The 19,827-nt window shown below is 62.0% G+C and carries 17 protein-coding genes; 12 read left to right on the forward strand and 5 right to left on the reverse strand.

From position 1 onward, the window contains the following. Positions 1-86: 86 nt before the first annotated feature. From G7025_RS01735 to aspA, 3 genes are all read right to left on the reverse strand, one after another. Positions 87-1,064 carry an asparaginase gene (locus G7025_RS01735; protein ID WP_181076200.1) on the reverse strand — a complete coding sequence of 326 codons (978 nt, stop codon included), beginning with the start codon at positions 1,062-1,064 and terminating at the stop codon, positions 87-89. 77 nt (positions 1,065-1,141) lie between these two features. Further along, positions 1,142-2,593 (reverse strand): alanine/glycine:cation symporter family protein, encoded by a 1,452-nt coding sequence (locus G7025_RS01740; protein ID WP_181076201.1) that lies wholly within the window; start codon positions 2,591-2,593, stop codon positions 1,142-1,144. Between the two features lie 392 nt (positions 2,594-2,985). After that, the gene (gene aspA, locus G7025_RS01745) at positions 2,986-4,410 is read right to left on the reverse strand and encodes an aspartate ammonia-lyase (protein ID WP_034101530.1); all 1,425 of its coding nucleotides are present in this window, start codon (positions 4,408-4,410) and stop codon (positions 2,986-2,988) included. 182 nt (positions 4,411-4,592) lie between these two features. Here aspA and G7025_RS01750 point away from each other — a divergent pair, with 182 nt between their 5' ends. The 5 genes from G7025_RS01750 (at position 4,593) to G7025_RS01770 (ending at position 8,319) form a co-directional block, all read left to right on the forward strand. Further along, a complete protein-coding gene (locus tag G7025_RS01750; protein WP_010566930.1) occupies positions 4,593-5,501 on the forward strand; it encodes a LysR substrate-binding domain-containing protein in 909 nt (302 codons plus the stop codon). A 263-nt stretch (positions 5,502-5,764) separates the two neighbouring features. Next, complete coding sequence (purE, locus tag G7025_RS01755) at positions 5,765-6,256, forward strand: 5-(carboxyamino)imidazole ribonucleotide mutase (protein WP_003195648.1); 492 nt, start codon at positions 5,765-5,767, stop codon at positions 6,254-6,256. 11 nt (positions 6,257-6,267) lie between these two features. Then, positions 6,268-7,353, forward strand: a complete 1,086-nt coding sequence (locus tag G7025_RS01760) for a 5-(carboxyamino)imidazole ribonucleotide synthase (protein WP_181076203.1) — start codon at positions 6,268-6,270, stop codon at positions 7,351-7,353. Between the two features lie 106 nt (positions 7,354-7,459). Further along, positions 7,460-7,705, forward strand: coding sequence for a GlsB/YeaQ/YmgE family stress response membrane protein (locus G7025_RS01765; RefSeq protein ID WP_181076205.1), 246 nt, complete (start codon positions 7,460-7,462; stop codon positions 7,703-7,705). A 77-nt stretch (positions 7,706-7,782) separates the two neighbouring features. Next, positions 7,783-8,319: a DUF3299 domain-containing protein gene (locus tag G7025_RS01770; protein ID WP_181076206.1), complete on the forward strand. Its 537-nt coding sequence runs from the start codon at positions 7,783-7,785 to the stop codon at positions 8,317-8,319. Positions 8,320-8,437: 118 nt separating this feature from the next. Here G7025_RS01770 and G7025_RS01775 read toward each other — a convergent pair whose 3' ends face one another. Together G7025_RS01775 and G7025_RS01780 are read right to left on the reverse strand one after the other, a co-directional pair. Then, entirely contained in the window at positions 8,438-9,337 is a 900-nt protein-coding gene (locus tag G7025_RS01775; protein WP_181076208.1) for a D-hexose-6-phosphate mutarotase, read from the reverse strand. A gap of 57 nt (positions 9,338-9,394) precedes the next feature. Next, a complete protein-coding gene (locus tag G7025_RS01780) occupies positions 9,395-9,799 on the reverse strand; it encodes an acyl-CoA thioesterase (RefSeq protein ID WP_003176975.1) in 405 nt (134 codons plus the stop codon). 399 nt (positions 9,800-10,198) lie between these two features. On the opposite strand from G7025_RS01780, the gene G7025_RS01785 reads away from it, so the two are divergent. The 7 genes from G7025_RS01785 (at position 10,199) to G7025_RS01815 (ending at position 19,777) form a co-directional block, all read left to right on the forward strand. Further along, the gene (locus tag G7025_RS01785) at positions 10,199-11,488 is read left to right on the forward strand and encodes an MFS transporter (protein WP_181076209.1); all 1,290 of its coding nucleotides are present in this window, start codon (positions 10,199-10,201) and stop codon (positions 11,486-11,488) included. Positions 11,489-11,758: 270 nt separating this feature from the next. Next, the gene (locus tag G7025_RS01790) at positions 11,759-12,748 is read left to right on the forward strand and encodes a phosphate ABC transporter substrate-binding protein PstS (protein ID WP_181076211.1); all 990 of its coding nucleotides are present in this window, start codon (positions 11,759-11,761) and stop codon (positions 12,746-12,748) included. Positions 12,749-13,176: 428 nt separating this feature from the next. Next, complete coding sequence (locus G7025_RS01795; RefSeq protein ID WP_181076573.1) at positions 13,177-15,210, forward strand: ABC transporter permease subunit; 2,034 nt, start codon at positions 13,177-13,179, stop codon at positions 15,208-15,210. Between the two features lie 15 nt (positions 15,211-15,225). Then, on the forward strand, positions 15,226-16,896 hold the full coding sequence (gene pstA, locus G7025_RS01800; RefSeq protein WP_181076212.1) for a phosphate ABC transporter permease PstA: 1,671 nt from the start codon (positions 15,226-15,228) through the stop codon (positions 16,894-16,896). 93 nt (positions 16,897-16,989) lie between these two features. Then, positions 16,990-17,823, forward strand: coding sequence for a phosphate ABC transporter ATP-binding protein PstB (gene pstB, locus G7025_RS01805; RefSeq protein ID WP_016971675.1), 834 nt, complete (start codon positions 16,990-16,992; stop codon positions 17,821-17,823). A 115-nt stretch (positions 17,824-17,938) separates the two neighbouring features. Further along, positions 17,939-18,700, forward strand: a complete 762-nt coding sequence (gene phoU, locus G7025_RS01810; protein WP_053127580.1) for a phosphate signaling complex protein PhoU — start codon at positions 17,939-17,941, stop codon at positions 18,698-18,700. A 168-nt stretch (positions 18,701-18,868) separates the two neighbouring features. Continuing rightward, positions 18,869-19,777 (forward strand): response regulator, encoded by a 909-nt coding sequence (locus G7025_RS01815; protein ID WP_181076214.1) that lies wholly within the window; start codon positions 18,869-18,871, stop codon positions 19,775-19,777. Positions 19,778-19,827 lie beyond the last annotated feature (50 nt).

A 19,827-nucleotide genomic window follows, 5' to 3' on the forward strand; every position in this document is an offset into this window, starting at 1 on the left:
GAAAAAACCGAGTCAAAGGCTCGGGTTTTCCATGCTAGGCAGCGCCAGGTCAGCGGCGGGAGTGACTATGTATGGTGGAACGACAGTCAGCTCAGCTCGGCGCACAGGTCCAGTTCGACCAGGCGGCGGATCTCGGCATTAGGCAGACCCGCGCCGATCAGGGCATTGAGCTTGCCGAACGCCGCTTCACGGGTCATGCCGCCACCCGACAGCACGCCAACCCCGCGCAGGCGGCTGCCGGCTTCATACACGTCCAGCTCTACGCCACCTTCATGGCATTGGGTGATGGCGACCACCACCACGCCCCGGTCCTGTGCGCGCTGCAGGCTGGCGAGGAATGCCGGGTTGTCGCTGGGCCCGGTGCCGCTGCCATAGCATTCCAGGATCAGTGCTTGAATGCCGCTGTCGATCAGGCTGTCGAGCAGCACCGCTGAAAGGCCGGGCACCAGCGGCAGCACGCCGACGTTCGCCAACGCTTTCTGCTGGCGATAGTCCAAAGCATCCGGAATCGCATCGGCCTTGGCTGCGCCGCCCTGGCGCTGCAGCGCCGCGAACGGATGACGGCCGAAGCTGCGGATCTTCGCGCAACGGGTCGGCGCCATCAGCGCACCGTGGAAGTACAACTGCACCCCCGGCGCCAGGCCTGCGCCCAACGCCGTCAGGGCGCCGCTGACGTTTTCCCAGGCATCGCTGTCGGGCACGCCCGCCGGCAGCATGGAGCCGGTGAACAGCACCGGCACCGGCAGCCCCAGCAGTTGAAAACTCATGGCGGCCGCGCTGTAGGCCAGGGTGTCGGTGCCGTGCAGGATCAGCACCGCGTCGCAGCCTTCGTCCACCGCCTCGACCACTGCTGTGCGCAGGCGCTGCCAGTAGGCCGGGGTCATATTGGCGCTGTCGATCAGCGGGGACATTTCGCGCAGGCGCCAGGAGGGCAGCTTCGCCCCGGCAAAGTGCTCGCGCATGCGCGCTTCGAAACCCGAAGCGGGCGCCAGGCCATTGGCGCTGGCCTGCATGCCGATGGTGCCGCCGGTGTAGAGCACCATGATGTTATTGGCTGGGGACATCGAGAATTCTCCTGAACGAAAAACGCCGCCGGGCCCCGAGCATGCCCAAGGCCGGGCGGCGTGTCATCTATCTACGCTCAGCGTTGCGCTTGAGCGTTCAGTTCAGCCGACACCTTTGCCGCCGGCTCGGACTTGACCGGGTTGGCCGGCCAGGCCTTGCGGTCCAGGTCCAGATCCGGGAACTGGCTGGAATCGAACACCGGGGTCTTGATGCCCGCTGCGCGCTGGTCGTCGTAGTCCTTGAGGATGCGCATGGCGATCTTGAACAGGAACGCCAGGGCGAACAGGTTAACGAACGCCAGCATGGTCATGGTGATGTCGGCGAAGGCGAATACGGTGCTCAGGTTCTCGATCGAACCCCAGAAGATCAGCACCAGCACCAGCGTGCGGTAGCCCATCAGCACCTTGCGGTTGTTGCCCACCAGGAAGCGCAGGTTGCTCTCGCCGAGGTAGTAGTTGTACATGATCGAGGTGAACACGAATAACGCCAGGGCCACCGAGATAAACATGCGGCCCCAGTCGCCGACCACCGCCGCCAGGGAGTTCTGGGTCAGGGCAATGCCGTCGCCTTCAAAGCCTGGGGTGTAGAAACCGGAGAGCAGGATCAGCAGCGCGGTGCAGGTGCAGATCACGAAGGTGTCGAGGAACACGCTGAACGCTTGAACCACGCCTTGGGCGATCGGATGCTCAACCGAAGCGACTGCCGCCACGTTGGGCGCACTGCCCAGGCCGGCTTCGTTGGCGAACACGCCGCGCTTCACGCCCATGATGATTGCACTGCCTACCAGGCCGCCGAAGGCTTGGTCGAGGCCGAAGGCGCTCTTGACGATGGTCGCGAGCATGGCCGGCACGTGGTCGAACTGCAGCACGATCACGTACAGGGTCACGGCGATGTAGACCAGGGTCTTGACCGGCACCAGCAGGTCGGCGATCGAGGCGATGCGCTTGATTCCGCCGATGAACACCAGGCCCAGCAAGACTGCGAGGGCCAGGCCGGTGTAGGTGGTGTCCAGGCCGAACGCGTTATTCAGCGAGTGCGTCACGGCATGGGCCTGCAGGCCGTTGAAGGCAAAGCCGAAGGTCACCAGCAGCAGGAACGCCATGACCATGCCCAGCCAGCGCTTGTGCAGGCCGTGCTGGATGTAATAAGCCGGGCCGCCACGGTAGGTGCCTTCGGCGTCGGTGCGCTTGTACAACTGGCCGAGGGAGCATTCGATAAAGCTCGAGGACATGCCCACCAGTGCGGTGACCCACATCCAGAACACGGCGCCCGGGCCGCCGAGGGTCACGGCAATGCCGACACCGGCGATGTTACCGGCGCCTACGCGGCCGGCCAGGCTGAGCATCAGCGCCTGGAACGAACTGAGCTGGCCGGAGCTGCTCTTGAGGCTGTCGCGAAACACCGAAAACATGTGGAAAAAGTGGCGCAGCTGTACGAAACGCGAGCGGATCGTGAAATAACCGCCGAGCCCGACAATGAGCACGATCAGTACTTTCCCTGAGAGGAAGTCGTTGATGACTTCGAGCATGGAGTGTTCCTCGCTGATTTTTCTAATGGCAAACGCAGGACGGTTCAAAAACGTCGCATCGCACCAGGCAGTGCGCGACGGTTCGACCCCATTCCTTTTGCGGGTTGTTATTCATGCGGTTTCGCGGGTTATCCCGGCTTCGTTACCGACAGCCGCAGACGCGAAGAGGGGCGGCACTATACCTAGGCGAACGTGATCCGTCTGCCCGGGCCGATTAAAGGTTTCAGCCAGGCGGTTACAGGGGCGGTGGGTAAGCGGTGCGATATTGGATTTTTTATGAGCGTCATTTCACAACCTCGAAGCAAAAAAAAGGGCCTGAAGAACGAGCCTTCAGGCCCTCAAAAGGTGAGAGGTGTCTAGTCCCTCAACCTGGTGAGCGGTGCAACAAACGCTTAGGCCTTCAATGGGACCAAACGTGGAGCGATCATGTTTTCGGGGCGCAGGATGTCGTCGAGCATGGCGTCGTCGAGCAAGCCTTCTTCGCGCACCAGTTCCAGTACCCCGCGGCCGCTTTCAAGGGCGATGCGCGCGATACGGGTGGCGTTTTCATAGCCGATGTAAGGGTTCAGCGCGGTCACCAGGCCGATGGAGTGCTCCACCAGTTCGCGGCAGCGGGCTTCGTTGGCGGTGATGCCGACGATGCAGTGCTCGCGCAGCATGTCCATGGCGCGTTGCAGCAGGCGGATCGAGTCGAAGATCTTGAAGGCGATCAGCGGCTCCATCACGTTCAGTTGCAGTTGGCCGCCTTCGGCCGCCATGGTCAGGGCCAGGTCGTTACCGATGACCTGGAACGCCACTTGGTTGACCGCTTCCGGGATCACCGGGTTGACCTTGCCGGGCATGATCGAGCTGCCTGGCTGGCGCGCCGGCAGGTTGATCTCGTTGATCCCGGTGCGTGGGCCGCTGGAGAGCAGGCGCAGGTCGTTGCAGATCTTCGACAGCTTCACTGCCGTACGCTTGAGCATGCCGGAGAACAGCACGAAGGCGCCCATGTCGGAAGTGGCTTCGATCAGGTCGGCCGCCGGAACCACGGGTTGGCCGCTGATGACGGCCAGGCGCTGTACGGCCAGGGCCTGGTAGCGCGGGTCGGCGTTGATGCCGGTGCCGATGGCGGTGCCGCCCAGGTTCACTTCGGTCAGCAGCTCTGGCGCCAGGGTTTTCAGGCGGGCCAGGTCTTCACCGAGGGTGGTGGCGAAGGCGCGGAATTCCTGGCCGAGGGTCATCGGCACGGCGTCTTGCAGTTGGGTGCGGCCCATTTTCAGTACGTGGCTGAACTCTTCGCCCTTGGCGGCGAACGCCTGGATCAGGCTGTCGAGGCTGGCCAACAGCGCGTCATGGCCCAGCAGCAGACCCAGGCGGATCGCGGTGGGGTAGGCGTCGTTGGTCGACTGCGCCATGTTCACGTCGTTGTTGGGATGCAGGTACTGGTATTCGCCTTTCTGGTGGCCCATGGCTTCCAGCGCGATGTTGGCGATGACTTCGTTGGCATTCATGTTGGTTGAAGTGCCGGCGCCGCCTTGAATCATGTCCACCACGAACTCTTCGTGGAAATCGCCGCGGATCAGACGGGCACAGGCTTCGCTGATGGCGGCGTGCTTGGCTTCGCTGAGCTGGCCCAACTCGCGGTTGGCATCAGCGGCGGCTTGCTTGACCATTGCCAGGCCGACCACCAATTTCGGGTAATGCGAAATCGGAACGCCCGAGAGGCGGAAGTTGTTCACCGCTCGCAGGGTCTGGATGCCGTAATACGCTTGAGCAGGTACTTCAAGTACGCCAAGCAGGTCTTTTTCTGTGCGGAATGATGCAGCGGAGGACATGACGGAAATCATCTCGATATGGACCCGGAACTGGCCGGAACGCTGCGAATGCTAGGCTTGTACGAATTTTTGGGCCAATGCTGTTAAACACTGGCCTATGCATAAACGGCATAATGTGAGTGTGACCCGGCTATGATGGCGGGCGTGTGTGCCAAAATGGTGCGTTCCCGTGGGAGGCAGTGATGAACCTTGAGAGCAAGTGGCTGGAAGACTTCAGCGCCCTGGCCGCGACCCGCAGCTTTTCCCAGGCGGCGGAGCGGCGTTTTGTCACCCAGCCGGCGTTCAGCCGACGCATCCGCAGCCTGGAAGCGGCGTTGGGCCTGACCCTGGTCAACCGCTCGCGTACGCCGGTCGAGCTGACGGCGGCGGGGCAGTTGTTCCTGGTCACCGCACGCACCGTGGTCGAACAGTTGGGTGAAGTCCTGCGTCATTTGCATCACCTGGAAGGCGGGCAGGGCGAAGTCATGCAAGTGGCCGCCGCACACTCCCTGGCGCTGGGTTTCTTCCCGCGCTGGATCGCACAACTGCGCAACGAAGGCCTGAACATCGCCACGCGGCTGGTCGCCACCAACGTCGGCGATGCGGTGCACGCCCTGCGTGAAGGCGGCTGCGATTTGATGCTGGCGTTCTACGACCCCGATGCCGCCATGCAGATGGACGCCGAGATCTTCCCGTCCCTGCACCTGGGCAACACCGAAATGCTCCCGGTGTGCGCCGCCGACGCCGACGGCAAGCCGTTGTTCGACCTGGAAGGCGAGGGCAGCGTACCGTTGCTGGCCTACAGCGCCGGCGCTTTCCTCGGCCGTTCGGTGCACCTGTTGCTGCGCCAGCGCGCCCTGCGCTTTACCACCGTGTACGAAACCGCCATGGCCGACAGCCTCAAAAGCATGGCCCTGGAAGGCCTGGGCATTGCTTGGGTGCCGCAGTTGAGCGTGCGTGCCGAACTGGCGCGCGGCGAGCTGGTGGTCTGCGGCGGGCCGCAATGGCATGTACCGTTGGAAATTCGCTTGTACCGCTGTGCGTTGGTGCGCAAGGCCAATGTGCGGTTGTTGTGGCGCAAGTTGGAAGGTGGTGCGGCGCAGAACACCTGAGCCCAATCTCAAGCCGAATGCAGGGCAAATGTGGGAAGGCGCTTTGTGGTGGTTTGGCTGACTTGAAAGTCAATAAAACCGCCGCTTTCACCACTGGACAGATGGTCGTTCCAGGGGCTGTTTATCTTAATTATTACGGTATACTGCGCGGCCTTCGGCCGGTCCAACCGGCCAACATTCGTACAACAAGCCACGCCGGATTTCCCGCGTGGCTTGTTGTTTTTTGACGCGCCTGCGGGCGCCCAGAGAGAAGAGGCACGACGATGAGTGCATTGGTTGGCGTGATCATGGGCTCCAAGTCCGATTGGTCCACCCTTAGCCACACCGCCGATATGCTGGAAAAACTCGGCATTCCGTACGAAGTGAAGGTGGTTTCCGCCCACCGCACCCCGGACTTGCTGTTCCAGTATGCCGATGAAGCAGAATCCCGTGGCATCGAGGTGATCATCGCCGGCGCCGGTGGCGCAGCGCACCTGCCAGGCATGTGTGCGGCCAAGACCCATCTGCCGGTGCTCGGTGTGCCGGTGCAATCGTCGATGCTCTCGGGCGTGGATTCGCTGTTGTCGATCGTGCAGATGCCGGCCGGCATCCCGGTGGCGACCCTGGCGATCGGCAAGGCCGGCGCGATCAACGCCGCGTTGCTGTCCGCCAGTATCCTGGGCGCCAAGCACCCACAGTTCCACGCGGTGCTGAAAAAATTCCGTGCTGAACAGACAGACAGCGTGCTGGACAATCCAGACCCACGCATCGCCTGAGGTTGTAGACCATGAAGATCGGTGTAATCGGTGGCGGCCAGCTGGGCCGCATGCTCGCCCTGGCGGGCACCCCGCTGGGGATGAATTTCGCTTTCCTGGACCCGGCGCCGGACGCCTGTGCGGCGGCTCTGGGTGAACACCTGCGCGCTGACTACAGTGACCCGGACCACCTGCGCCAACTGGCCGACGAAGTGGACCTGGTGACTTTCGAGTTCGAAAGCGTTCCGGCGGAAACCGTGGCCTTCCTGTCGCAGTTCGTGCCGGTGTACCCCAGTGCCGAGGCCCTGCGCATCGCTCGCGATCGCTGGTTCGAAAAGAGCATGTTCAAGGACCTGGGCATCCCGACGCCGGACTTCGCCGATATCCAGTCCCAGGCGGACCTGGACGCCGCCGTCGCCCGCATCGGCCTGCCGGCCGTGCTGAAAACCCGCACCCTGGGTTACGACGGCAAGGGTCAGAAAGTGCTGCGCAGCGAAGCGGATGTGGTCGGTACTTTCGCCGAACTGGGCAGCGTCGCCTGCCTGCTGGAAGGTTTCGTGCCGTTCACCGGTGAAGTCTCGCTGATCGCCGTGCGCGCCCGTGATGGCGAAACGCGCTTCTACCCGCTGGTGCACAATACTCACGTCAACGGCATCCTTAAACTGTCGGTGGCCAGCACCGACCATCCGTTGCAGGCCTTGGCCGAAGACTATTCCAGCCGTGTGCTCAAGCAGCTGGATTACGTCGGCGTGATGGCGTTCGAGTTCTTTGAAGTCGACGGCGGCCTCAAGGCCAACGAGATCGCCCCGCGTGTACACAACTCCGGGCACTGGACCACCGAAGGCGCTGAGTGCAGCCAGTTCGAGAACCACCTGCGGGCGGTGGCGGGCTTGCCGCTGGGTTCCACGGCCAAGGTGGGCGAGAGTGCGATGCTCAATTTCATTGGCGTGGTCCCGCCGGTGGAGCGCGTGATCGCGATCGACGACTGCCACCTGCATCACTACGGCAAGGCCTTCAAGGCCGGGCGTAAAGTCGGTCACGCCAACCTGCGTTGCCAGGACCGTGCGACGCTGCAGGCGCAGATCCTCAAGGTCGAAGCGCTGATCGCCGAGCAATAAGCCTCGGCGCGGCGGGAACCATTGGGCCCCGCCGTCTCTCTGATTGCAGGATGGTAAAGCCTGGCTAGGCTTTGCCATGACACACATTCATTCAGAGGGAAATGCCATGGGTATCATCGGAACCATCTTTATCGGCCTGATCGTCGGTCTGCTCGCGCGTTTCCTCAAGCCAGGCGACGACAGCATGGGCTGGATCATGACTATTCTGTTGGGCATCGCCGGCTCCCTGGCCGCGACCTACGGTGGCCAGGCGCTGGGTATCTACCAGGCGGGTCAAGGTGCCGGCTTCATCGGTGCGCTGGTCGGCGCGATCATCCTGTTGGTGATCTACGGCCTGATCAGAAAGAAGTAATCAGCCGACAAAGTCCTCTGCGCTGCGCAGGCGCAGAGGGCTAGAATGCTCGCCACTTGTACTTGCCGAGCCTCTCCATGCGCCGTTTTCTATTGATTTTCCTCGTGCTGGGCACTGGCCTGGCGCACGCCGGCGAACTGCCGGAAACCGACTGGCTCGACCTGATGCCGCTGTCGGACCAGAAGGCCCTTGAGGCCATGCCCGAGATCGACCACAACTCCCCCGAAGCCCAGGGCACCTTTACCGACAAAGGCGGCTTGAAGCAGAGCAAAGGCCTGCCGGCGGTGATGTATTCCACCAAAACCGTGGCCGCCATGAACGGCAAGAATATCCGCATCGGCGGTTATCCGGTTCCGCTGGAGACCGACGCCAAGGGCCGCAGCACACTGTTCTTCCTGGTGCCGTACCCAGGCGCCTGTATCCACGTGCCGCCACCGCCGCCAAACCAGCTGGTGCTGGTGCGTTATCCCAAGGGGTTGAAGCTGGACGATATCTACACGCCGCTCTGGGTTACCGGCACGTTGAAGGTGGAGACGGTGAATAACGATTTGGCGGATGCGGCCTATGCGCTGGACGCGGGCAAGGTGCGAGTAGTCAAGGAAGCCGATCTCTAAGCCTCAACACAAATCAATGTGGGAGAGGGCTTGCCCCCGATAGCAGGGTGCCAGTCACCCTCGAGCTGGCTGACTCACCGCTATCGGGGCAAGCCCCCTCCCACAATGGACTCTTTATCTACAGGGCGATGCCGGCGATGCTTACGCCCAGGGTATGGCGTTCGTTGGGCGCCAGTGTCACCACATCATCCAGCACATTCGCCGTCTCGATGCACAGCATGTTTTGCCAGCCGTCGTCGGCCATATCGTCGAAGGCCTTAGCCCGCTCGGTCCAGGGGTTCCAGATCACTGTCGATGTGGAGCCCTGGGCCGTGAGTTGGATGCGGCGCTGCCAGTCTTTGTCGACGATGCTCACCTGCTTCGGCGTGTCGAGGTAGATGCGGTCGGTCTCGGCGCTGAAGTGCAGCGGGCCGGACTGGGTCTTCGTGGTCCAGCCGTCGGCGGTGTCGATATACGTCGTACCGTCCAATCCTTCGACCTGCACGTGGCGCACATCGCTGACGGCGAAGTAGGTATGCAGCGCCTGGCTGAGAGTCACGGTGTCGGTGCCACGGTTGTGGCTGGTCAGGCGGATGTGCAGTTGCTCGTCCAGCAGCAGACTCAGGGTAAGTTCGACCTGATGGGGCCAGCCGGGGAAGCCGCCCGCAGGTATCGGCAGCGCCAGGTCGATGCGCAAGGCGTCGCCCTCAAGCTCGGTTCCGGCCAATTCCCAGCGTGCGGTGCGCGCAAACCCGTGGGCACCGGCTGGTTGGTCGCTCCGGCGCATCGCTTTGACGCTGTCCGGGTTGCGGTCGAACACGCCAAACCACGGCCAGCACACGGGCACGCCGGTGCGGATGCCTTTGCCTTGCTTGAACACGGCGGCGGGGTTCGGCCAGATCAGCGGCTGTTCGCCCTCGCGCTGGTAACTGAAGATATGCGCACCCTGCCGGGCCACCATCAGCTCGGCGCCGTTGTGGCGGATGCGCCAGCAGTCCAGCTCGTCGATTGTCACGGTTTCAACGTGTGGCGTAGGCATACGAAGCACTCTCAATGGCAGGCAATGGGGCAATTGACCGTCAAAATCCGATGAGGTTTAACGCGCGCGCGACGGTACCGAACGGGTGCGGCCGCTGCCGTCGATGGCGACGAACACAAACACCGCCTCGGTCACTTTGCGCCATTCGCTGGACAGCGGATCGTCGCTCCACACTTCGACCATCATCTGGATCGAGCTGCGGCCGATTTCCAGGGCCTGGGTATAAAAGGACAATTGCGCGCCCACCGCGACCGGCACCAGGAACGCCATGCGATCGATGGCCACGGTAGCCACGCGCCCACCGGCGACCTTGCTGGCCATGGCGGTGCCGGCCAGGTCCATCTGCGCGACCAGCCAGCCGCCGAAGATGTCGCCAAAACCGTTGGTTTCACGCGGCAGAGCCGTGATTTGCAGGGCGAGATCGCCTTGCGGGATAGGATCTTCTTGTTCGAGTTCGATCATGCCGAGGGTGCCTCTGACCCGTGACGCTTCATGGGTATTTCAAGTGGATAGCCGTCTTTGGGAAAAACGTTTCAGCACCATACCCCGCCTGATGCGTTTCTCGTAAGGCGTACTAAAGGGAAACTCTGCCAAAACGGCTGGGTGGCGCCAACGTCGTTTTGGCACAGCAGCCCTCAAGACTGCGGGTCTGGCGCGTGCAAGGGGCGAGTATATCGACACCCATGCGCTGCGACGACCTCCCGTCGCTCATTTGGTCGGCATTTAGCCGCTGTAATGGAGCTTTTTCCGGCAACTGTGCTTCTGGTGTGCTTTTCCAGGCGATTTGCTATCTTGCCGAACCCGTCCTGGCGCAGCCAGCACCCCGGATCTGCCGTTCTGACTAATAAGAGAAGCCTTGCCATGTCCTCCGTGCCTGCAAGCAGTGCGCAACCTTCGCGCCCGCTGACCCGCAACGACTATAAAACCCTGTCGCTGTCCGCCTTGGGCGGGGCGCTGGAGTTCTACGACTTCATTATTTTCGTGTTTTTCGCCACCGTGGTCGGGAAGCTGTTCTTCCCCGTCGACATGCCCGAGTGGCTGCGCATGATGCAGACCTTCGGTATCTTTGCCGCCGGCTACCTGGCGCGTCCTCTGGGCGGCATCATCATGGCGCACTTCGGCGACCTGCTGGGGCGCAAGAAGATGTTCACCTTGAGCATCTTCATGATGGCCGTGCCGACCTTGATCATGGGCCTGCTGCCGACTTATGCGCAGATCGGCCTCTGGGCGCCGCTGCTGTTGCTGCTGATGCGCGTCATCCAGGGCGCGGCGATCGGCGGCGAGGTGCCGGGGGCGTGGGTATTTGTGTCCGAACACGTGCCGCCACGGCATATCGGCTACGCCTGCGGCACCCTGACCAGCGGCCTGACCGCCGGTATTCTGCTCGGATCGCTGGTCGCCACCGCCATCAACACCCTGTATAGCCCGGAACAGGTGTCGGACTACGCCTGGCGTATCCCGTTCCTGCTCGGTGGCGTGTTTGGCCTGTTGTCGGTGTACCTGCGTCGCTGGCTGCATGAGACGCCGATTTTCGCCGAGATGCAGCAACGCAAGACCCTGGCCGCCGAGCTGCCGCTGCGCGCGGTGCTGCGTGACCACCGTGGCGCCATCGTGCTGTCGATGCTGTTGACCTGGCTGCTGTCGGCCGGCGTGGTGGTGGTCATTCTGATGACCCCGACCGTGCTGCAGACCATCTATCACTTCAGCCCCACCGTTGCGCTGCAAGCCAACAGCCTGGCCATCGTGACCCTGAGCCTGGGCTGCATCGGCTCCGGCGCCCTGGCCGACCGCTTCGGCGCCGGGCGCGTGCTGACCGCCGGGTGTGCGTTGCTGCTGGCGACCTCCTGGACGCTCTACCACAGTCTCATCACTCATCCCGACTGGCTGTTCCCGCTCTACGCCCTGACCGGTCTGTTCGTCGGCACCATCGGCGTGGTGCCTTACGTGATGGTCAAGGCCTTCCCACCGGTGGTGCGCTTCAGCGGACTGTCGTTCTCCTACAACGTGGCCTACGCAGTGTTCGGCGGGCTGACGCCGTTGGTGGTGTCACTGCTGATGAAGGAAAGCCCGATGGGCCCGGCTTACTACGTGGCCGTGCTGTGTGTGATGGGGATGTTGGTGGGTGGGTATCTGTGGAAGCGTGGGCGCTGAACCCTGCTGACACGCAACGATAATCTGTGGCGAGTGGGCAAGCTCGCCACAGAGGTTGCTTGCTACAACAATTACAGGGTATTTCAAAAACTGCCGCGCGCTACCTCCTCGCCTCACATTCTCCCGTATTCAGGGCACTGCACCCCGCCCTCGGTCTTTGCTCCCCATACTGGCCTTTCATCTAATTGTCACATTCCAGACATAGAGTGTTCACACGGCCTACCGATACTTGGCCCCGATCCAACTATCCCTATCTGCTAGGAGCAAGGCATGAAACTGAAACGTTTGATGGCGGCAATGACGTTTGTCGCTGCTGGCGTTGCGACCGCCAACGCGGTGGCCGCTGGTGTTGACCCGGCGATTCCGGCGTATGTGAAGACCACGGGTGTGTCGGGCAACTTGTCCAGCGTCGGTTCCGACACCCTGGCCAACCTGATGACCCTGTGGGCTGAGGGTTACAAAAAGGAATACCCGAACGTCAACATCCAGATTCAAGCTGCCGGTTCCGCCACTGCGCCACCTGCGCTGACTGAAGGCACCTCCAACCTGGGCCCGATGAGCCGCAAGATGAAGGACACCGAACTGGCGGCCTTCGAGCAGAAGTACGGCTACAAGCCAACCGCTATCCCGGTGGCCGTGGACGCCCTGGCGGTGTTCGTGCACAAGGACAACCCGATCCAGCACCTGACCATGGAGCAGGTCGACGCGATCTTCTCCTCGACCCGCCTGTGCGGTGGCAAAGCTGACGTGAAAACCTGGGGCGACCTGGGCGTGACCGGTGACCTGGCCAACAAGCCGGTGCAACTGTTCGGTCGTAACTCGGTATCCGGTACCTACGGCTACTTCAAGGAAGAGGCCCTGTGCAAAGGCGACTACAAGCCTAACGTGAACGAGCAACCAGGCTCGGCGTCGGTCGTGCAGTCGATCAGTTCCTCGCTCAACGGCATCGGCTACTCGGGCATCGGCTACAAGACTGCCAGCGTGAAGACCGTGGCCCTGGCCAAAAAAGGCAGCACCGACTTCATCGAAGACAGTGAAGAAAACGCCCTGAACGGCAAATATCCGCTGTCGCGCTTCCTCTACGTCTACGTCAACAAAGCCCCGAACAAGCCGCTGGCTCCGCTGGAAGCTGAGTTCGTGAAGCTGGTTCTGTCGAAACAGGGCCAGGAAGTTGTGGTGAAAGACGGCTACATCCCACTGCCAGCTAAAGTTGCCGCCAAGGCACTGGCTGACCTGGGTCTGCAGGAAGGCGGCAAGTAAGCCACCGGTAAAATCGCCTTGAGCCCGCCGCTTGGCTGGGTTCAAGGCCGGGCAGGTCCGAAGGAGCTGGACCTTGCCTCCTAATTTCTAGTCCGCTGCCAGCCCTGCTACGCGGCGGATTTCCTGCGTCACTGCATTGTCATCTTTCTGTCATACAGGATCGCTAGGGTGTGCGCATGAATGATCTGGCCAATTCCACCATGACGACGACTTCTCCTCCCAAGCGCATTGATTTCAATACGCCTGAGCTGCAACGCAAGCGCCGCATCCGCGCGCTCAAGGATCGCTTCACTCGCTGGTATGTGCTGGTCGGCGGCCTTGCCGTGCTGGCCGCCATCACCCTGATCTTTTTCTTCCTGGCCTACGTGGTGGCGCCGTTGTTCCAAGGTGCTTCGTTGACCAAGGAAGACGCTCTCACGCCCGCGTGGATGCAAGACGCCGGCAAGCCGTTGCTGATCTCCCTGGAAGAACAGAACCAGGTCGCCATGCGGGTTTCCGACAAAGGCCAGGCGCTGTTCTTTGAAGTGGACACGGGTGCCGAGCTCAAGCGCGTCGACCTGCCATTGCCGGTCGGCGCGAGCGTAGCGTCCATTGGTGAAGACCAGCCGGGCAGCCCGCTGGTGATTCTCGGTTTGTCCAATGGCCAGGCCATGGTGTTCCGCCACACCTATAAGGTGTCCTACCCGGACGGCAAGAAGACCATCACTCCCGCCATCGAATACCCCTACGGTGAAACGCCGATCGTACTGGACGATGCCGGTCGCCCGCTGGAGCACGTAGCGCTCAACGCCACCGATTCCTCGCTGGTAGCCGCAGGTTCGGCCGGTTCGCACCTGAACGTGCTGACCCTGAGCCGCGAAGAAAACATGATGACCGGTGAAGTCACCAGCGAGCAGAAGCGTATCGAGCTGCCGCAGATGACCGAGCCGGTGAAGGCGATCTTCATCGACCCGCGCCAGCAATGGCTATACGTGATCAACGGCCGCGCCCTGGCCGACGTATTCAGCCTGCGCGACAAGAGTCTCAACGGTCGATACAAATTGTTGGAAGATGGCAACGCTGAAATTACCGCCAGTACGCAACTGGTGGGCGGCATTTCGCTGATCGTCGGTAACTCCAAGGGCGGCCTGGCCCAGTGGTTCATGGCCCGCGACCCGGACGGCGAACAGCGTCTCAAGCAGATCCGCACCTTCCAGATGGGCACCGCGCCGATTGTGGAAATTACCGCCGAGGAACGTCGCAAAGGCTTCACCGCCCTGGATGCCGCCGGCAAGTTCGGTGTGTTCCACAGCACCGCGCACCGCACCCTGCTGGTGGACCCGGTGGTCGACGGCCAGGGCGTGTTCGGCCTGTCGCCACGAGCCAACCGCGTCATCGTGGAAGCCGGCGGCAAACTGCAGCCGTTGGTGCTGGACAACCCGCACCCGGAAGTCTCCTGGAGCGCGCTGTGGAGCAAGGTTTGGTACGAGAACTACGACGAGCCTAAATACGTCTGGCAATCAACCGCCGCCAACACCGACTTCGAACCCAAGATGAGCCTGGCGCCGCTGACATTCGGCACGCTCAAAGCTGCGTTCTACGCCATGCTGCTGGCCGCGCCGCTGGCCGTTGCCGCCGCGATCTACACCGCATACTTCATGGCCCCGAGCCTGCGTCGCAAGGTCAAGCCGGTGATCGAGCTGATGGAAGCGATGCCGACGGTGATCCTGGGCTTCTTCGCCGGGCTGTTCCTGGCGCCGTATGTCGAGGGGCATCTACCGGGGATTTTCAGCCTGCTGATGCTGTTGCCGATTGGCATCCTGGTGGCCGGTTTTATCTTCAGCCGCCTGCCTGAATCCCTGCGCCTGCGTGTGCCCGATGGCTGGGAAAGCGCGATCCTGATCCCGGTGATCCTGTTCGTGGGCTGGCTGTCGCTGTACATGAGCCCGTACCTGGAAACCTGGTTCTTCGGCGGCGACATGCGCATGTGGATCTCCCACGACCTGGGCATCACCTACGACCAGCGCAATGCTCTGGTGGTGGGCTTGGCCATGGGTTTTGCGGTAATTCCGAACATCTATTCCATTGCCGAAGACGCCGTGTTCAGTGTGCCGCGCGGCCTGACCCTGGGCTCCCTGGCCCTTGGCGCCACGCCGTGGCAGACCATGACCCGCGTGGTAATCCTGACCGCCAGCCCAGGCATCTTCTCGGCGCTGATGATCGGCATGGGCCGCGCCGTGGGCGAGACCATGATCGTGCTGATGGCCACCGGCAACACCCCGGTGATGGAGATGAACCTGTTCGAAGGCCTGCGCACCCTGGCGGCTAACGTTGCGGTGGAAATGCCCGAGTCGGAAGTGGGCGGCAGTCACTACCGCGTGCTGTTCCTCTCGGCGCTGGTGCTGCTGCTGTTCACCTTCATCATGAACACCCTCGCCGAGCTGATTCGTCAGCGTCTGCGCAAGAAATACTCGTCGCTTTAAGAAAGGTAGAAGTCTGTGAAACAGAACTCCCTGAATGGATGGTTCAAGAGCGGCGCCCCCGGCGTCTGGATCAGCGGTGGCGCGGTATCCATCGCGGTCATCATGACCATTGGCCTGCTGGCTGTGATCGCGGTGCGTGGTCTGGGCCACTTCTGGCCGGCCGACCTGATCCAGGCCAATTACAACGTGCCGGGCCAGGCCAACCACATCGTTATCGGCGAAGTGGTGCAGAAAGAAGAAGTGCCGCGCGAACGGCTTAAAAGCGCAGGCCTGCCGGTGCCCGAAGAGGGCCCGGAGTTCATGACCCGCGAGCTGATCAAGGTCGGTAACAGGGACTTGAACGGCAACGACTTCACCTGGATCGTCGGCGAGTGGTTGCAGGACCAGACCAAGCCGAAAGAGCTGATGACGATCGAGCGTCGTGAGTGGGGCAACTTCTACGGCACCCTGGTCAACGTCAAGCAGGACGGCAAGGTCATCGCTGAAGGCGAGGCCGCGTGGCCGGAGCTGCAGGCGCGGGTCGAGCGCGTCAACAAGCTGGCCGCTCAGCTCAAGAGCCTGGAAAAAACCGATATCGGCGCGATCAACGCCGGCCTGGAACGCATCCGCCTGCACGGCCGCAAGCTGGAGCTGGAAGGCAAGCTCGACGCCGCCGCCCAGGCCGATATGGACGCCGACCGCGCCGAGCTGAATGCACGCTACCAGGACATCGAAGCACGCCTGGCCGACCTGCACGCGCAATTCAATCGCGATGCGCTGACGGCCCGTGACGGCAATGGCAAGGAAGTGGAAATCGGCATCGGCAAAGTGGTGCACGCTTACCAGCCCAACGCCATGGGCACCATGACCAAGATCGGCTTCTACTTCAGCAAAGTCTGGGAATTTCTCAGCGATGACCCGCGGGAAGCCAACACCGAAGGCGGCATCTTCCCGGCTATTTTCGGCACCGTAATGATGACCCTGATCATGGCGATGATCGTCACCCCGTTCGGTGTGCTGGCGGCGGTGTACCTGCGCGAATACGCCAAGCAGAACACCCTGACCCGCATCATCCGCATCGCCGTGAACAACCTGGCGGGTGTACCGGCCATCGTCTACGGCGTGTTCGGCCTGGGTTTCTTCGTGTATGTATTGGGGGGCTCGGTCGACCGCTTGTTCTTCGCCGAAGCACTGCCGGCGCCGACCTTCGGTACACCGGGCCTGCTGTGGGCCTCGCTGACCCTGGCGCTGCTGGCGGTACCGGTGGTGATCGTGGCCACCGAAGAAGGCCTGGCGCGGATCCCGCGCACCGTGCGTGAAGGTTCGCTGGCGCTGGGCGCGACCAAGGCGGAGACGCTGTGGAAGATCGTACTGCCGATGGCCAGCCCGGCCATGATGACCGGCATGATCCTCGCCGTGGCCCGCGCCGCCGGTGAAGTGGCGCCACTGATGCTGGTAGGCGTGGTGAAACTGGCGCCGTCGCTGCCGCTGGACGGCAACTACCCGTACTTGCACCTGGACCAGAAGATCATGCACCTGGGCTTCCATATTTATGACGTCGGCTTCCAGAGCCCCAACGTCGAAGCCGCGCGACCGCTGGTGTACGCCACCGCGCTGTTGCTGGTGCTGGTGATCGCCACGCTCAACCTGTCGGCGGTGTGGATTCGTAACCACCTGCGCGAGAAGTACAAGGCGTTGGACAGCTGAATCTATTAGCCACAAGCGGCAAGCTACAAGCCGCTTTTGCTCAAATCTTGCAGCTTGCAGCTAAAAGCTTGCAGCTTCGAACGGAGTGAGACCATGCAACACGAAACCCATTCCCACGGCATCAACATGTCTGCCCTGGGTCGCGACAAGCAGAGCCTGAGCCTGGCCCAGGAAACCGTGGCCATCGAAGTGCCGGGCCTGAGCCTGTACTACGGTGAAAAGCAGGCGCTGTTCGATGTCAGCATGAACATTCCCAAGCAGCGCGTGACCGCCTTCATCGGCCCGTCGGGCTGCGGCAAGTCCACGCTGCTGCGTACCTTCAACCGCATGAACGATCTGGTGGACGGCTGCCGCGTGGAAGGTGCCATCAACCTCTACGGCAGCAACATCTACCGCAAGGGCGAGGACGTGGCCGAGCTGCGTCGCCGGGTCGGCATGGTGTTCCAGAAGCCCAACCCGTTCCCCAAGACCATCTATGAAAACGTGGTCTATGGCCTGCGCATCCAGGGCATCAATAAAAAGCGCATCCTTGACGAAGCCGTCGAGTGGGCGCTCAAGGGCGCGGCGCTGTGGGACGAGGTCAAGGACCGCCTGCACGATTCGGCGCTCGGTTTGTCCGGCGGTCAGCAGCAACGGCTGGTGATCGCGCGAACCATCGCCGTGGAGCCGGAAGTGCTGCTGCTGGACGAACCCTGCTCGGCCCTTGACCCGATCTCGACGCTGAAAGTGGAAGAACTGATCTACGAGCTTAAATCCAAGTTCACCATCGTCATCGTGACCCACAACATGCAACAGGCGGCGCGCGTTTCCGACTACACCGCGTTCATGTACATGGGCAAGCTGGTGGAGTTCGGCGACACCGATACCCTGTTCACCAATCCGGCAAAGAAACAGACCGAAGACTACATCACCGGTCGCTATGGCTAGTTGGGGCAGCTGCAAGCCGCCAGTTTCAAGCGGCAAGTAAAAGCAGTTCAACGGAACGACACACATCAGCTTGCGGCTTGTAGCTTGCGGCTTACAGCTTTTGCGGAGCAAACGCATGATTAGCAAAGAAGGCCTTACCCATCACATCTCTGCGCAGTTCAACGCCGAGCTTGAGGAAGTGCGCAGCCACCTCCTGGCGATGGGCGGGCTGGTGGAGAAGCAAGTCAACGATGCGGTCACCGCGCTGATCGAGGCCGACTCGGGCCTGGCCCAGCAGGTGCGGGAAATCGACGACCAGATCAACCAGATGGAACGCAACATCGACGAAGAATGCCTGCGCATTCTCGCCCGTCGCCAGCCGGCGGCATCGGATTTGCGTTTGATCATCAGCATCTCCAAGTCGGTGATCGACCTGGAGCGCATCGGCGACGAAGCCACCAAGATCGCGCGCCGTGCCATCCAACTCTGCGAAGAAGGCGAAGCGCCGCGTGGTTACGTAGAGGTGCGGCACATCGGCGACCAAGTGCGCAACATGGTGCGCGATGCCCTGGACGCGTTTGCTCGCTTCGACGCCGACCTGGCACTGTCGGTGGCCCAGTACGACAAGGTCATCGACCGCGAATACAAGACCGCCCTACGCGAGCTGGCTACCTACATGATGGAAGACCCACGCTCTATCTCGCGGGTCTTGAGCATTATCTGGGTGCTGCGTTCGCTGGAGCGCATCGGCGACCACGCGCGCAATATCTCGGAGCTGGTGATTTACCTGGTGCGTGGTACCGACGTACGGCACATGGGGCTCAAGCGCATGAAAGCCGAAGTTGAGGGCTCAGCCGACCAAATCCCTAATGTTCCGGGCGAACCTGACGATAAGTAAGTTGCCCGAGAAATTAACGCCCGGCCTTTGGTCGGGCGTTTTTGTTTGTGGCATCTGAATTATTTGCGCGGCGGGTGAAAGAAAGTCCCGACGTGACTGCAGAGTTTTTGGCAAAATGCCATCAGTCAGGCGTTCTGCGTGCCGCGGTTTTTATAGGATAAAGGGTCGATGAGTAAAGTCAGTGTATTGGTGGTGGATGACGCCTCGTTTATCCGCGACCTGGTGAAGAAGTGCCTGCGTAATTACTTCCCCGGGATCAAGCTTGAAGATGCGGTGAACGGCAAGAAGGCCCAGACCATCCTGATGCGCGAGTCGTTCGACCTGGTGCTGTGCGATTGGGAAATGCCGGAAATGTCCGGGCTGGAGCTGCTGACTTGGTGCCGCGAGCAGGCCCATCTGAAGGCCATGCCGTTTGTGATGGTGACCAGCCGGGGTGACAAGGAGAACGTAGTCCAGGCAATTCAGGCCGGCGTGTCCGGCTACGTCAGCAAGCCGTTTACCAACGAGCAATTGTTGAACAAGGTCAAGCAGGCCCTGCACAAGGTTGGCCGTCTCGATGCTTTGGTCGCCAGTGCGCCAACCAAGATGAATTCGGCGTTCGGTAATGACTCGCTCAGCGCCCTGACCGGCGGTAAGCCCGAAGCCGTCAAGGGCGCCGCCCCCGTCGCCGCCGCCGCGCCCAACCGTGGCCTGCTCAACACGCCACCGGTACAAGCGCCGGCCGCATCGCCGGCCCAGTCCGGGCGTGGCCAGGGCCAGTTGCGGCTGTCCAGCGGCACTCAGCAATGCGTCATCAAGGCGCTGAGCATCAAGGAAGCGCTGCTGGTAGTACGCCGTGGCGAGATCCTGCCACAAGTGCTGGAAAGCGCAGTGCTGGACCTGGAACAAGGCGAGAACGCCGAAGTGGCGCGCCTCAACGGCTACCTGCACGCCATCGTCGCCTTCGAGCCCAAGCCGGACAGCGATTGGCTGCAACTGACCTTCCGCTTCATTGACCAGGACGCACAGAAGCTGGACTACATCTCGCGCCTGATCGCACGGGGCACGGCGCAGAAGCATTTTGTGCCGGGTGCCTGATTCTCAAGCGGCGCACGCGTGAGTGTGAGAGCCGGCTTGCTTGCGCATAG

Source organism: Pseudomonas lurida (genome assembly GCF_013522705.1).
Lineage (GTDB): Bacteria > Pseudomonadota > Gammaproteobacteria > Pseudomonadales > Pseudomonadaceae > Aquipseudomonas > Aquipseudomonas quebecensis.

Excerpts from the sequence above, each read along its gene's own strand:
- G7025_RS01735 (WP_181076200.1), bottom strand. The coding sequence starts at position 1,064 with ATGTCCCCAGCCAATAACATCATGGTGCTCTACACCGGCGGCACCATC.
- G7025_RS01740 (WP_181076201.1), bottom strand. The coding sequence starts at position 2,593 with ATGCTCGAAGTCATCAACGACTTCCTCTCAGGGAAAGTACTGATCGTG.
- aspA (WP_034101530.1), bottom strand. The coding sequence starts at position 4,410 with ATGTCCTCCGCTGCATCATTCCGCACAGAAAAAGACCTGCTTGGCGTA.
- G7025_RS01750 (WP_010566930.1), top strand. The coding sequence starts at position 4,593 with ATGAACCTTGAGAGCAAGTGGCTGGAAGACTTCAGCGCCCTGGCCGCG.
- purE (WP_003195648.1), top strand. The coding sequence starts at position 5,765 with ATGAGTGCATTGGTTGGCGTGATCATGGGCTCCAAGTCCGATTGGTCC.
- G7025_RS01760 (WP_181076203.1), top strand. The coding sequence starts at position 6,268 with ATGAAGATCGGTGTAATCGGTGGCGGCCAGCTGGGCCGCATGCTCGCC.
- G7025_RS01765 (WP_181076205.1), top strand. The coding sequence starts at position 7,460 with ATGGGTATCATCGGAACCATCTTTATCGGCCTGATCGTCGGTCTGCTC.
- G7025_RS01770 (WP_181076206.1), top strand. The coding sequence starts at position 7,783 with ATGCGCCGTTTTCTATTGATTTTCCTCGTGCTGGGCACTGGCCTGGCG.
- G7025_RS01775 (WP_181076208.1), bottom strand. The coding sequence starts at position 9,337 with ATGCCTACGCCACACGTTGAAACCGTGACAATCGACGAGCTGGACTGC.
- G7025_RS01780 (WP_003176975.1), bottom strand. The coding sequence starts at position 9,799 with ATGATCGAACTCGAACAAGAAGATCCTATCCCGCAAGGCGATCTCGCC.
- G7025_RS01785 (WP_181076209.1), top strand. The coding sequence starts at position 10,199 with ATGTCCTCCGTGCCTGCAAGCAGTGCGCAACCTTCGCGCCCGCTGACC.
- G7025_RS01790 (WP_181076211.1), top strand. The coding sequence starts at position 11,759 with ATGAAACTGAAACGTTTGATGGCGGCAATGACGTTTGTCGCTGCTGGC.
- G7025_RS01795 (WP_181076573.1), top strand. The coding sequence starts at position 13,177 with ATGCAAGACGCCGGCAAGCCGTTGCTGATCTCCCTGGAAGAACAGAAC.
- pstB (WP_016971675.1), top strand. The coding sequence starts at position 16,990 with ATGCAACACGAAACCCATTCCCACGGCATCAACATGTCTGCCCTGGGT.
- phoU (WP_053127580.1), top strand. The coding sequence starts at position 17,939 with ATGATTAGCAAAGAAGGCCTTACCCATCACATCTCTGCGCAGTTCAAC.
- G7025_RS01815 (WP_181076214.1), top strand. The coding sequence starts at position 18,869 with ATGAGTAAAGTCAGTGTATTGGTGGTGGATGACGCCTCGTTTATCCGC.